At 67.3% G+C, this 12,452-nt stretch carries 12 protein-coding genes; 10 read left to right on the plus strand and 2 right to left on the minus strand.

Going from position 1 to position 12,452, the window contains the following annotated elements; genetic code table 11:
- Positions 1-134: 134 nt before the first annotated feature.
- The 5 genes from E3N94_RS04245 to E3N94_RS04265 all read left to right on the plus strand — a co-directional run bounded on the left by E3N94_RS04245 (position 135) and on the right by E3N94_RS04265 (position 6,435).
- Positions 135-1,412, plus strand: coding sequence for a multidrug effflux MFS transporter (locus E3N94_RS04245; RefSeq protein WP_241976767.1), 1,278 nt, complete (start codon positions 135-137; stop codon positions 1,410-1,412).
- Between the two features lie 266 nt (positions 1,413-1,678).
- The gene (locus tag E3N94_RS04250; RefSeq protein ID WP_233191097.1) at positions 1,679-2,392 is read left to right on the plus strand and encodes a phosphatase PAP2 family protein; all 714 of its coding nucleotides are present in this window, start codon (positions 1,679-1,681) and stop codon (positions 2,390-2,392) included.
- A gap of 158 nt (positions 2,393-2,550) precedes the next feature.
- On the plus strand, positions 2,551-3,828 hold the full coding sequence (locus E3N94_RS04255; protein ID WP_134373961.1) for a saccharopine dehydrogenase C-terminal domain-containing protein: 1,278 nt from the start codon (positions 2,551-2,553) through the stop codon (positions 3,826-3,828).
- A gap of 228 nt (positions 3,829-4,056) precedes the next feature.
- Complete coding sequence (locus E3N94_RS04260; protein ID WP_134569871.1) at positions 4,057-5,430, plus strand: FAD-binding oxidoreductase; 1,374 nt, start codon at positions 4,057-4,059, stop codon at positions 5,428-5,430.
- Between the two features lie 201 nt (positions 5,431-5,631).
- Positions 5,632-6,435, plus strand: a complete 804-nt coding sequence (locus E3N94_RS04265; protein WP_134569872.1) for a GNAT family N-acetyltransferase — start codon at positions 5,632-5,634, stop codon at positions 6,433-6,435.
- A 220-nt stretch (positions 6,436-6,655) separates the two neighbouring features.
- Here the strand turns inward: E3N94_RS04265 and E3N94_RS04270 are convergent, their stop codons facing one another.
- Positions 6,656-7,651 (minus strand): NAD(P)-dependent alcohol dehydrogenase, encoded by a 996-nt coding sequence (locus tag E3N94_RS04270; RefSeq protein ID WP_134569873.1) that lies wholly within the window; start codon positions 7,649-7,651, stop codon positions 6,656-6,658.
- A 117-nt stretch (positions 7,652-7,768) separates the two neighbouring features.
- Here E3N94_RS04270 and E3N94_RS04275 point away from each other — a divergent pair, with 117 nt between their 5' ends.
- The 3 genes from E3N94_RS04275 to E3N94_RS04285 are packed head-to-tail and all read left to right on the plus strand — an operon-like array spanning position 7,769 to position 9,532.
- Entirely contained in the window at positions 7,769-8,212 is a 444-nt protein-coding gene (locus E3N94_RS04275) for a DUF6326 family protein (RefSeq protein ID WP_174721905.1), read from the plus strand.
- 19 nt (positions 8,213-8,231) lie between these two features.
- A complete protein-coding gene (locus E3N94_RS04280) occupies positions 8,232-8,567 on the plus strand; it encodes a PadR family transcriptional regulator (RefSeq protein WP_104099223.1) in 336 nt (111 codons plus the stop codon).
- A complete protein-coding gene (locus E3N94_RS04285; protein WP_134342281.1) occupies positions 8,564-9,532 on the plus strand; it encodes a permease prefix domain 1-containing protein in 969 nt (322 codons plus the stop codon). Before E3N94_RS04280 ends, E3N94_RS04285 begins: the two co-directional genes overlap by 4 nt.
- Positions 9,533-9,568: 36 nt before the next feature.
- Here the strand turns inward: E3N94_RS04285 and E3N94_RS04290 are convergent, their stop codons facing one another.
- Positions 9,569-10,102: a hypothetical protein gene (locus E3N94_RS04290; RefSeq protein WP_134401156.1), complete on the minus strand. Its 534-nt coding sequence runs from the start codon at positions 10,100-10,102 to the stop codon at positions 9,569-9,571.
- Positions 10,103-10,256: 154 nt separating this feature from the next.
- Here E3N94_RS04290 and E3N94_RS04295 point away from each other — a divergent pair, with 154 nt between their 5' ends.
- Both E3N94_RS04295 and E3N94_RS04300 read left to right on the plus strand, forming a co-directional pair.
- The gene (locus E3N94_RS04295) at positions 10,257-11,624 is read left to right on the plus strand and encodes a potassium transporter TrkG (protein ID WP_241973123.1); all 1,368 of its coding nucleotides are present in this window, start codon (positions 10,257-10,259) and stop codon (positions 11,622-11,624) included.
- Positions 11,625-11,658: 34 nt separating this feature from the next.
- Entirely contained in the window at positions 11,659-12,315 is a 657-nt protein-coding gene (locus E3N94_RS04300) for a TrkA family potassium uptake protein (RefSeq protein ID WP_134342282.1), read from the plus strand.
- The last annotated feature ends 137 nt before the right edge of the window (positions 12,316-12,452 follow it).

Genomic DNA, 12,452 nt, shown 5'->3' on the forward strand with positions numbered 1-12,452 from the left:
AGGTGCCGGTGTGGTTGCCTTGTCAGTGAGGGCGGTCCGTGTTCCGCTGCTGGTGCTGACGCCCGTGATGCGGTGCCGCTAACGAAATCAGACCAGCACGCAGAGCCCCATCGATACCGAGGATCAAAACTTTCGTGAGCACCGCCGCCATCACCGTCATTACCGCTGCCGACCTGAGGTCGGCCGCGAAGCATCCCGGGGACGCCCTCTCCCGCGGCCAGCGCCTCGTCTACATCATCGTGCTCGGCGCCCTCACGGCGCTCGGCCCGTTCACGATCGACCTGTACCTGCCGGCCTTCCCGACCCTGGAGCGTGAGTTCGGCGTATCGGCGGCCGCCATCCAGCTGACCCTCACCGGCACCATGATCGGGTTCGGGTTCGGCCAGCTTGTGGTCGGCCCGTGGAGTGACAAGGTCGGGCGCCGACTGCCGCTGATGCTCGCGACCGGCTTCCACATTCTGGCGAGTGTCGGCGCCGCCCTCTCCCAGGACATCGTCTGGCTCGGGGTCTTCCGTCTGCTGCAGGGCTTCGGCGCCGCGGCCGGCGCGGTCGTCGCCCTGGCGATGGTGCGCGACCTGTTCGGCGGCAAGCCGCTCGTGAAGATGCTTTCCCGCCTCGCGCTGATCAGCGGCCTGGCCCCCGTGCTGGCCCCGGTCATCGGCTCGCAGCTGCTGCTGGTGATGAGCTGGCGCGGCATCTTCTGGGTGCTCGCCGCCTACGGTGCGGTCGTGATCCTGGCCGTCGCGTTCTGGATCGTCGAGACTCTGCCGGATGCTGAGCGCCACACCAAGGGGCACAGTTCCCTCGGTCAGCGCTACCGTGCGGTGCTCAGTGACCGGATCTTCGTCGGCGTCGCGATCATCGGGGCGATGACCTTTACGGGTCTTTTCTCCTACCTCTCGGCGTCGTCGTTCCTGTTCCAGCAGGTCTACGATTTCAGCCCGCAGCAGTACGGCGTGCTCTTCGCCGTCAACTCGCTCGGCATCGTGATGGGTGTGCAGCTCAGCTCCCGACTCATGCACCGCTTCAACATCGGCCCGCAGTGGATCATCTCGGTGTCCACCGTGGTGCTCCTGATCACGGCCGCGGCCATCGTGCTGCTCGACCTCGCCGGCGCGGGACTCTGGGGCACCCTGGTGCCGCTGTGGTTCTTCATCGCGGCTTGCGGTTTCACCCTCCCCAGCGTGCAGGTCATCGCCCTGAACGCGCACGCGCATGAGGCCGGAACCGCCGCGTCGCTGCTCGGCGCCGCGAACTTCGGCGTCGCCGGACTGATCTCCCCGATCGTCGGCGTGCTCGGCGTCGGGACAGCGGTTCCGATGGGCGCCGTGATGGGCGTCACCGCAATCGTGTCGATCTTCGCCCTGTGGCTCATCGTGCGCCCCCGGTCGGTGCCCGCGCTGGAGCACTGAGGCCAGATGGGCGCCGGGTAACGGCATCCGTCAGCCTCCGGTCAGTGGTTAGTGGTCAGTCGTCAGTCGTCAGTCCTTAGGCGTCAGTTGCCGCCGGTGGCTAACTCAGGAGATTTCCGATGGTGTGGCCGAGGTGACGACGGATGCCCCGTGATTCCGGCATCCGTCGCCACCGGCTTCGCAGATCTCCTGAGTAAGCCCCCGGAGATGCGCGGCAAATGGCCAGGGCGGGAAGCCGCACGCCCGCACCGATCTAGCATGGACAGATGATGAGCGAGCGCGCCCCCGAGACCGCAGCCACCTCCGCCACCCGACGCATCGCCCGCCGGTGGCCTCTGGTCAGCGGGTCCGCAGCGCTGTTGCTGGCCGTGGGGCTCGGCGCCCTGATCGTGCTGCGCGGCAACGGCCGCCCGCTGGAGATCGACGCCGAGTGGATGGATGAGATCCTCGAGCACCGGGCGCCCGTCTGGGAGTATCTCTCGCTCACGATGAACTACCTCGGTGCCGGAATCGCCGGCGTGATCGTGATCCCGGTGCTGATTCTGGTGGCGCTGCTGCTGCTAAAACGGCCGTGGGCGGCCGGCTACTTCGTGGTTGCCACGATCGTGAGCTCGGGACTGGTGCAGGTACTCAAATCACTGTTCGGTCGGGATAGGCCGGAAGACATGCTGGTCATGTCAGATTTCGGATCCTTTCCGTCCGGCCATGTCGCCAATGCGGCGACCATGGCGGTTTGTCTCGGCATCCTCTTCCCGCGCGTCTGGGTTTGGCTGGCCGGCACCCTCTACACGGTTCTGATGATGGTCAGCCGCACCTATCTGGGCGCACACTGGCTCACGGATACGATCGGCGGGCTGCTGCTCGGTGCGTCCGTCGCCGTGCTGCTCTGGGCCCCGGTCGCCGCGAAGCTCCAGGGAGAGCGCGAGTTGGCGGCGCAGCATCCGTCGCCCTTGCGAATTCGACGGAGAAATTCCGCGTAGAGCCCTTAATCGGGGCAAAATCGCGCGTTTTCGGCAAAATCTCCGTCGAATTGGTTCGGGCGGAGCGCACGGGCGCACGGACGCGCGTGCGCATGGGCGCGTCGGCAGCCGCATCGGCAGCCGCATCGGTAACGGATGCCCCGGGGTAGCGTCGACGCATGAGAATCCTCCTTGTCGGGGCGGGCGGCGTAGGAGACGCGTTCGCGAAGATCATCGCCAGGCGCACGTTCTTCGAGCACGTCATCGTGTGCGACTACGACCTGGCCCGGGCGGAACGCACCATCGTCGCAATCGGCCTGAAGCACGGGCACGCGGCGGCAGCCCGGTTCTCCGCCGAGCAGATCGACGCCGGCGACCCGGACATGGTCGCCGCCGTTGCGCTCAGGCACGGCGCCACCCACGTGATGAACGCGGTCGAGCCGAAGTTCGTGCCCACGGTGTTCGCCGGGGCGCTCGCTGCCGGCTGTGACTACCTCGACATGGCCGTGAGCCTGTCCGAACCGCACCCCACGGACCCCTACCTCCAGACCGGGGTCATGCTCGGCGACGACCAGTTCGCGCAGGCCGCCGACTGGGAGACCGCCGGCCGCCTTGCCCTGGTGGGCATGGGCGTCGAGCCGGGGCTCTCGGATGTCTTCGCCCGCTACGCCTCGGACCACCTGTTTCGGCAGATCGAGGAGCTCGGCACGCGCGACGGTGCCAACCTGGTCGTGCACGACGACGCCGGTAACGAGATCTTCGCGCCATCATTCAGCATCTGGACCACGATCGAGGAGTGCCTGAACCCGCCGTTGATCTTCGAGAAGGACCGCGGCTGGTTCACCACCGAGCCGTTCAGTGAACCGGAGATGTTCGACTTTCCGGAGGGCATCGGCCGGGTCGAATGCGTGAACGTGGAGCACGAGGAGGTGGTGCTGATGCCGCGGTGGCTCGACGCGAATCGGGTCACCTTCAAGTACGGCCTCGGTGAGGAATTCATCGGCGTGTTGAAGACCCTGCACCTGCTCGGCCTCGACCGGGTCGACCCGGTGCGGGTGCGCAGCGCGTCCGGCCCGGCGCTGGTCGCCCCACGCGATGTGGTGGCCGCCTGCCTGCCTGACCCGGCCACGATCGGCCCGCGGATGACCGGCAAAACCTGCGCGGGAGTGTGGGTCACCGGCACGGGTCCGGGCGGCCTGCCGCGCGAGGTCTACCTCTACCACGTCGCCGAAAACGAGTGGACGATGCGCGAATACGACACCCAGTGCGTGGTTTGGCAGACCGCCCTGAACCCGGTGATCGCCCTGGAACTGCTGGCCGCTGGCACCTGGACCGGCATCGGCGTGCTCGGCCCGGAGGCCTTCGATGCGAAGGTGTTCCTCGACCTGATGAGCGCGCCCGAGACCGAGGGCGGCTACGGCCAGCCCTGGGGGATGGAGGACCGGCTGGCGTCCTGAGACGCACTCGACCTTCCGACGTGCCAGGCGGATGCCCGAGCGCATAGCTGCGGCCGCGGCGCGGGTGGTGCGCCGCTACGCGCGTGGCGTGCCATCCGCGCAACGGCGTACCATCCTCGCGACGCGAATCCCGGCAGGGGGGATCGGGATTGCCGCCCGATCGAGCCGGATGCGAGATGATGCTGTGACTGAGCGCGAAACATCCGTCGGAACGAAAGCGGTGCGGGAATGATCAATGGTGATGTCTCCTTCTGGTGGAACCAGCTCGGCCGGCCGGCCAACCGCGACCCGCTGCCCGGGCCGACGACGGCCGATGTGTGCATCGTGGGTGCCGGCTATACCGGGCTGTGGACGGCCTATTACCTGAAGAAGGCGGCCCCGGCGCTTCGGATCGTGATTGTGGAGCAGCGCTTCGCCGGCTACGGAGCGTCAGGGCGGAACGGCGGCTGGCTGACCAACTCGGTCACCGGCGGCCTCGAGCAGTACGTGAAGTCGCACGGCCGGGACGCGGCGGCCCGGTTCCAGACCGGCATGAACGAGACCGTGGACGAGGTGATTCGGGTCGCCAAGGCCGAGGGCGTCGACGCCGACATCGTCAAGGGCGGCGAGTTCACCGTGGCCTACGACCAGCCGCAGCAACGAAGGCTGGAGGCATCCGCTCGGTCGGAGCAGGCCTGGGACATGACGGATGTCGAACTCCTCTCCCCGGCGGCTGCGCGCGCCCGTATCGACGTGGCCGGTGCCACCGGGGCGATGTGGCACCCGCACTGCGCGCGCATCAACCCCGCCAAACTCGCGGCCGGGCTTGCCCGGGTGGTGGAGGGCCTCGGCGTGGAGATCTTCGAGAATACCCGGGTCAGCGAGATCACGCCGCACCGGGCGATCACCGACCGCGGCGCCGTGGAGGCGGAGTTCGTGGTGCGCGCGACGGAGGGGTTCACGGCGGGCCTGAAGGGACTGCACCGGGCGTGGCTGCCGATGAACTCGTCGCTGATCGCGACCGCGCCGCTCAGCTCGGACGTCTGGCAGAGCATCGGCTGGGCGGGCCGGGAGACCCTCGGTGACATGGCGCACGCCTATATGTACGCGCAGCGCACCATTGACGACCGCATCGCGATCGGCGGTAGGGGCGTGCCGTACCGGTTCGGGTCGCAGACGGATTCCGACGGGCGGACTCCGGCGAGCACGGTGGAGGCGCTGCGAGGCATCCTGACCCGGTTCTTCCCAGTGACGGCTGGCGCGCAGATCGACCACGCCTGGTCGGGGGTGCTCGGCGTGCCGCGCGACTGGGCGGCGACCGTGGGGCTGGACCCGGCGACCGGGCTGGCCTGGGCCGGTGGCTATGTGGGCACCGGGGTGGCGACGACGAACCTCGCCGGGCGCACGCTGACCGACCTGATCCTCGGCAACGACACAGGCCGCACCCGGCTGCCGTGGGTGAACCACCGGGTGCGTAACTGGGAGCCGGAGCCGCTGCGCTGGCTCGCCGTGCACGCGCTCTACCGCGCCTACTCGCTGGCCGACCATGCCGAGCTGACCCGGCGGCGGACGACATCGCCGATCGCGTCGGTCGCGGACGTGGTCTCGGGTCGAGGACACTAGCGCGGGCGCTCGTGCCGCGCGGCTGTCCCGGCGCGGCCCGGTGCGTGCCCGGTGCGTGCCCGGTGCGTGAACCGATTCGACGGAGATTTTGCCGATAACAGCTGGTTTGGGGCCGAAAACCTGTCTTCCGGGCAAAATCTCCGTCGAATTAGCACGGTGGCCGGCTGCCGGGGACCGGGCCTGGTGTGGTCTACTCGACGCATGAGCGTTGAGCCGGGGGTTTCGCAGCAAGCCGTGCGGCAGGCGGAGGCCGCCGCGGATGCAGCCGCCGAGGCTGCCGGGGTGACCGTGCGGCAGGCTGAACCCCGCGACCTGGCCGCGGTGATCGGCCTGTTCGAGCGCACCTGGGGCGTGGGCCACAGCCCCGACAGGTCGATGCTCCTGGCGCTCGACTTCGCCGGCAACACCGTGATGGTGGCGGCCAAGGCCGGCAAACCGGTCGGCGCGACGCTCGGCTTCCTCGGCTGGACCGACGGCATCCACCTGCACTCGCACATGGCAGCGGTCGTGCCGTGGCAGCGCGGCAGTGGGGTCGGCTACGCGCTCAAACTGTTCCAGCGGGCACTCTGTCTGCAGCACGGCGTCGCAGATATGCGCTGGACTTTCGACCCGCTGATCCGCCGCAACGCGCACTTCAACCTGGTCAAGCTGGGCGCCGAAGTGGTGCGCTTCCTGCCGGATTTCTACGGCCGGCTCGACGACGTCATCACCGGCAGCGACCGGAGTGACCGGTTCGAGGTGCGCTGGCGACTCGATTCTCCGCGCACCCTCCGGGCACTGGCCGGCGAACTCCCCCCAGTCTGGTCGGGCAGCGACTCGCTGTCTCTTGACGTGGACTTCGAGCGGCTGCGCGCCGACGACCCGGCCGAGGCCGTCCGGCGCCGGGACGAGTCCCGGACACTGTTCCAGAACAACCTGTCTCGCGGGATGCGCCCCGAGCTCACTGAGGACAACGATTACATCTTCACACCGGATGTCCCCGATCGCCGGCCGGCCCCCGACTGAGCCTCGCCCGCCCCGTCGGCCCGCCCCGCCCGCCCTGCGCGCCGTGCGAATTCGACGGAGATTTTGCCCGTAAACCCGGTTTTCCGACCCAAAACATCCGTTTCGGCCAAAATCTCCGTCGAATTGGTTCGGGAGCGCAGCCCCTGCGCCAGACAAGGCGGCGCACTCCGCGCCAGCCGTCACTCCGGGCCAGACGAGGCGGCGCACTCCGCGCCAGCCGTCACCCCGGGCCAGCCGTCACTCCGTCCCAGATCGAGATGGCGATCTTGCCTCGGGTGTGTTCCTCGCCGAAGTGGTGCAGGGCGTCGGCGGTCCGGCTCAGTGGGTAGGTCGTCTCGATCTGGGGAGCGACCTTGTCCGAGTCGATCAGCTCGCGAATCACATCGAGATCGGTGGCGCTGGCCGACGCCACGAGCGGGCGGAGGCTCTGGCGCGAAAAGACTCCCAGGGCCGATGCGGCGAGGATGCGCCCGATCGGGCCGAGCAGACGACCGCCTGCAGCGGAGGACAGCACCAGCGTTCCGCGTGGGGTGAGCGCGCGGCGGCAGTCGGACAGGGAGCGATTGCCGATGAGATCGAAAATCACCTCGTACTGCCGACCCTTGGCCGTGAAATCCTCGGAGGTGTAGTCGATCACGTGGTCGGCGCCCAGGCCGCGGGCCAGCTCGGCGTTCCGAGTGCTGCAGACGGCCGTCACCTCAGCCCCGAAGGCTTTCGCAAGCTGCACGGCGAACGATCCGACCCCGCCGGATGCGCCGTTGACCAGAATCCGATCGCGCGGCTGCAGGTTCGCGGCATCCCGGAGTCCCTGCAGCGCCGTCGTCGCGGCGATTGGCACCGTCGCCGCCTGCTCGAAGGTGAGCGTGGCAGGCTTGTGGGCAACCACCTTCTCGGTCGCCACCGTGAATTCCGCGAAGCTGCCCGCATTGACCTCCGCGTAGACCTCATCATTCACGGCGACGCGTCGCACGGCGCTGCCGACGGCCACGACCACTCCCGCGGCATCTCGTCCCCGGACCGCGATGCGGGGTGCCCGCAAACCGAACGCGAGCCGCACGAGATAGGGCTCGCCGTGCATCAGCAGCCAGTCGGCCGCATTCACGGATGCCGCGTGGACGTGGATCAGCACTTCGTCGGCACGGGGCACCGGCATGGGGACATCGGTGTACTCGAGGGTCTCGGGCCCGCCGTAGGCCCGCTGGATGATCGCTTTCATGGCACCCTTTCTGGTGTAACACTATAGTGTGTGATACACAGTACAGTGCGACTTACAAAACCGAAACCCGACAACACCAAATCCCCACACACCAACCCTCGGAAAGGATCCGATCCCATGATGCTGCTCACTCCACTCCCGCGGCCCGTGCTGCTCTCCACGCTCTGGATCGTTCTGCTGTTCAACTACCTCTACTGCGACGTGCTCGGGCTCTACGACCCGGCACACCTCGTCGACCTCGAGACCGGCACCCTCGGCGGCGGGCCCTTCACACCCGGCAAGCTGGTCGCGGCCGGGGTGCTGATGCAGATCCCCATCGCGATGGTTCTTCTCGCTCGCGTGGTGCGGCACGGACTGAACCGCTGGATCAATGTGGGCGCCGCATCTGTTATGGCCGCGGTTCAGGTCTCCACGCTGTTCCTCGGCACACCGCCCACGCCGGTCTACCTGTTCTTCTCCGCGATCGAGATCACGCTGCTGCTGGCCATTGTCGTCCTCGCGGCATCCTGGACCCGCTCCAGGGAGCGGGCGGCGCACGACCGGGCCCTTGCGGGTGTGTGACGCACACTAATGTGTACAAGTGCTCAACGAAGAAGAACTCGCCACCCACCGGCAGGAGTTGCGGCGCGGCACCATCGTGCTCGCCTGCCTGGTGCTGCTCATGCAGCCCAACTACGGCTACGCCCTGCTTACGGCCCTCGAATCCCAGGGGTTCGCGGTGGATGCCAACACCCTGTACCCTCTGCTGCGGCGCCTGGAGAAGCAGGGTCTCCTCACGAGCGAGTGGAACACCGACGAGTCCCGACCGCGCAAGTTCTACGTCACGAGTGAGGAGGGGGTGGGTCTCGCCGCCACCCTCACCACCGACTGGAACGAATTGAACATGGCATTCCGATCCCTCACGGAGACATCATGACCACCCCGTTCACCCCGTCCACCCTCACCGACCGCTTCGTCACCGAAGCGCTGCGCGGCCTGCCTGCGCGGCAGCGTGCTGACATTGAAGCCGAACTGCGCACCCTGATCGCCGACGCAATCGAGGATCGCCTGGAGGCGGGAACGGATGCCGTGGCCGCCGAACACACCGTGCTCGCCGAGCTGGGCGCACCGCGCCGGCTGGCCGCCCGGTACTCGGAGAAGCCCACCTACCTCGTGGGACCGGATCTCTACTTCGACTACGTGCGCGTGCTCACGGTGCTGCTCTCGACCGTGGTGCCGATCTGGTTTCTGTTCAGCGGCATCGTCACTTTTGTCGCCGGATCGTCGGCTGGTGAAACGGTGGGCGTCGCCGTCACCGGCGCAATCGAGACGGCCATGTCGATCGCGTTCTTCACGACGGTGATCTTCGCGATCATCGAGCGCACATCGGCGATGCGGTCAAGGCGCACAGTGGTCTGGGATCCGGCATCCCTGCCCGAGGTCCTGGACAAGCGCGGCTATTTCACGGAGCTCGTCGGCGGAATCAGCTTTCTCGTGATCATCGCCAGCGTGCTGATCTGGCTGCAGACGGTGGGTGCGGTCGAGGGGCGGGACAGCGCACTCATCGGTCCGATTGCGACGGAATTGTGGACATCCGGGGCGTTCTATATCGCGCTTTTCTATGCCGCGGTCAGCATCAGTTTTCACCTGTTCGCGTATTACACGGGATGGTCGGTGTCGAATGCGATGGCGACCATCGTGCTGGACGTTCTCTTCGTCGTTCCAGCGGTCTGGCTCACGGCGAGCGGCCGGCTGCTCAACCCGGACTATTTCGATGCCGTCGGCTGGCCGCAGGGCGTCGGGGTCGTCACGGCCATCGTGGTGGTCGTCGTGCTGCTGTTCTCCGCCCTGGACTCCATTGACGCAATCGTGCGCGCGACCCGGAAACGGCGCACTCGCTGAGCCGTGATTCGCAGAGCGCGAAGAACGGATGCCGCGCTACTCCCCGCGCCGGGTGAAGCGTCGCTCGAACCAGTAGAGCAGTTCGGGGCGCACCCGGTTCAGGTCCTGCAGGGTCATCGGTTCGGGCACCCGCACCATGGGTACGCCGAGCTGATCGACCACCGTGTCCATGGCGCCGCGCGAGTAGTACTGCCCGCGCATGCGCACCAGCAGTCGGCCGTCGGTGCCGGTGACGAAGAGCTGCGGCTGCGTGTCGAGCGCCCCGCTCCGGTAGAGGTCGAGCAGCACGACGCTGCCGATCTCGTCCGAGGAGAAGTCCTTGACCAGGCCCATGAAGCCGCGCTCCGAGATGCCCTCGGCATCGACACGGATGATGGTGCGAGTGTAGGCGAGATAGGCAAGGCCGCAGATGCTCAGGAGCACAACCTGGGCGATGGCAACCGGACGCCAGGTGCCGTTGGGGATGCTGAGCCAGAAGAGCACGGCGGAGATTGGTGCGACAAGGGCCAGGACGGAAAGCCCCGACTGCACCAGCAACCGGCCGTGGGGCCGCAATGCGTGCGTGTGCATACGCACACCCCCGTTGAATCTCACCCTTGGTTCCCCCTCGCCGGTGTACACAGATTATCTCGGATTTTGCGTGAGTGCGGCAGTCACCGATAGGGGGGGTGCCGTGTCGAAACCGGAACAGACGACGGATGCCCGTGAACCGTATAGTGAGCGGGTGCCATCCTTGTCTCTCCGAAGAAGCGGTCCGCGCGTGCCGCGCGCCCGGCTGCATCCGGCGCAAGTCGTGGTCGCCGGATTCGCCGCCGCCATCCTGATCGGCACGGTGCTGCTGATGATCCCGATCGCGACGCCCGGCCCCGGCGGCACCCCGCTCCTGATCGCGGCTTTCACGGCCACGTCGGCCGTTTGCGTGACCGGGCTGACCGTCGTCGATACCGCGACGTTCTGGACGCCGTTCGGCCAGATCATCATCCTGGCCCTGATCCAGGTCGGCGGCTTCGGGATCATGACGTTCGCCTCGGTCATCGGGCTCGCCGTGATCCGCAAGATGTCCCTTCGGTCCCGCATGACGGCGGCCGCCGAGGTCAAGAGCTTCGGGCTCGAGGATGTCCGCGGGCTGGTTCTCGGCGTCGTGCGCATCTCCCTGATCGTGGAGTCCATCGTGGCGGTGCTGCTGAGCCTGCGGTTTTGGATCGGGTACGGCGAAGCGCCGGGCCGGGCCATCTGGCTCGGCGTGTTCCACTCCGTGTCCTCGTTCAACAACGCGGGCTTCGCCCTGTTCAGCGACAACCTCATCTCCTATGCGACGGACCCGTTCATCTGCCTGCCCATCGCCGCCGCCGTGATCCTCGGCGGCCTGGGCTTCCCGGTGATCATGCAGCTGCGCAAGCACCTCCGGAACCCGCTGAAGTGGTCGATGAACACCCGCATCGTGCTGGCCGGAACGATCACACTTCTGGTCGCGGGCACTGTCTACATCACCGGCGTGGAGTGGAACAACCCGGGCACGCTCGGACCGCTGGACTGGCCGAGCAAACTCCTGGTGGGATTCTTCCAATCGGTGCAGACGCGCACAGCCGGGTTCAACAGCCTCGACATCGGGGCGATGGATTCCGCGAGCCTGCTCGGCATGGACGTGCTCATGCTGATCGGCGGAGGCCCGGCCGGCACCGCCGGCGGCATCAAGATCACCACCTTCGCTGTGCTGTTCTTCATCCTGCTGACCGAAATCCGTGGCGAGGTGGCCGTGAACGTCTTCGGCAAGCGCCTCTCCCGGGCCGTGCACCGTCAGGCGATCACCATCGTGCTCTTGGCGGTTGCGGTGATCACGGTCTCCACGGTCGCCCTGATGCTGATCACCGATATCGGCCTCGATGCCCTTCTGTTCGAAGCGATCTCCGCGTTCGGCACGGTGGGGCTCTCCACCGGGATCACCGCGGGTCTGCCCCCGGCCGGTCATATCATCCTGATGCTGCTCATGTTCATCGGTCGTCTGGGTCCCATCGCCTTCGCCTCGGCGCTCGCCCTGCGGGACCGCCCCACCGGGTATGAATTACCGAAAGAGAGGCCCATCATTGGCTAAATTTTCCCTGTTCGGGCACCAGCAGCCTGCGCGTATGGCCGAAGAGGATGCGATCGTCGTGATCGGCCTGGGTCGGTTCGGCAGCGCCCTTGCACTCGAGCTGATGGCCAGCGGCAGCGAGGTGCTCGGCATCGACGGAGACGAGGAGATCGTGCAGGCGCACAACGGCCTGCTCACCCACGTCGTGCGCGCCGACTCGACCAAAGAGGAGACGCTCCGCCAACTCTCGGTGCCGGACTTCAGCAGCGCGGTCGTCGCGATCGGCGGCGATATCCAGGCGAACATCCTCACCGCGAGCCTGTTGCTCAAGCTGGGCATCCCGAATATCTGGGCCAAGGCGGTCAGCGACCCACACGGTGAGATCCTGCGCCAGATCGGCGTCAAGCACGTCATCTACCCCGAGAAGGACATGGGCAAAAGGGTGGCCCACCTCGTGCGCGGGGTGATGCAGGACTACATCGAGATCGACGAGAACTTCGCCCTCGTGAAGACGAACCCGCCGCAGGAGATCATCGGCGTGCCGCTCGGAAAATCGAGCGTGCGCACCATCCACGGGGTCACCGTCACGGCATTCAACCGCCCCGGCAAGGGCTGGAGCTACACGACCCTTGACACGACGTTGGAGGCCGACGACGTCATTCTGATCGCCGGCGACGTGCGCAAGGTGGAGTCCTTCAGCCGCCTCAGGTAGCTGATGCCGTTGGCCTTCCCGGTCGGCGAGGAGCTGGGTGCGGCGGGGCGGGGTTGGGCTGGGTGCGGCGCGGTGCGGCTGGGCTGGGCTGCGTGCGGCGCGGCGCGGCTGGGCTTGGCGCGGTGCGGCTGCGTGCG

The sequence above is a fragment of the Cryobacterium sp. Sr3 genome (assembly GCF_004402835.1).
In the GTDB taxonomy this organism is placed as follows: domain Bacteria; phylum Actinomycetota; class Actinomycetes; order Actinomycetales; family Microbacteriaceae; genus Cryobacterium; species Cryobacterium sandaracinum.

Coding starts and splice junctions, on each gene's coding strand:
- E3N94_RS04250 (WP_233191097.1), top strand. CDS start 1,679: ATGATGAGCGAGCGCGCCCCCGAGACCGCAGCCACCTCCGCCACCCGA.
- E3N94_RS04255 (WP_134373961.1), top strand. CDS start 2,551: ATGAGAATCCTCCTTGTCGGGGCGGGCGGCGTAGGAGACGCGTTCGCG.
- E3N94_RS04260 (WP_134569871.1), top strand. CDS start 4,057: ATGATCAATGGTGATGTCTCCTTCTGGTGGAACCAGCTCGGCCGGCCG.
- E3N94_RS04265 (WP_134569872.1), top strand. CDS start 5,632: ATGAGCGTTGAGCCGGGGGTTTCGCAGCAAGCCGTGCGGCAGGCGGAG.
- E3N94_RS04270 (WP_134569873.1), bottom strand. CDS start 7,651: ATGAAAGCGATCATCCAGCGGGCCTACGGCGGGCCCGAGACCCTCGAG.
- E3N94_RS04275 (WP_174721905.1), top strand. CDS start 7,769: ATGATGCTGCTCACTCCACTCCCGCGGCCCGTGCTGCTCTCCACGCTC.
- E3N94_RS04285 (WP_134342281.1), top strand. CDS start 8,564: ATGACCACCCCGTTCACCCCGTCCACCCTCACCGACCGCTTCGTCACC.
- E3N94_RS04290 (WP_134401156.1), bottom strand. CDS start 10,102: ATGCACACGCACGCATTGCGGCCCCACGGCCGGTTGCTGGTGCAGTCG.
- E3N94_RS04300 (WP_134342282.1), top strand. CDS start 11,659: ATGGCCGAAGAGGATGCGATCGTCGTGATCGGCCTGGGTCGGTTCGGC.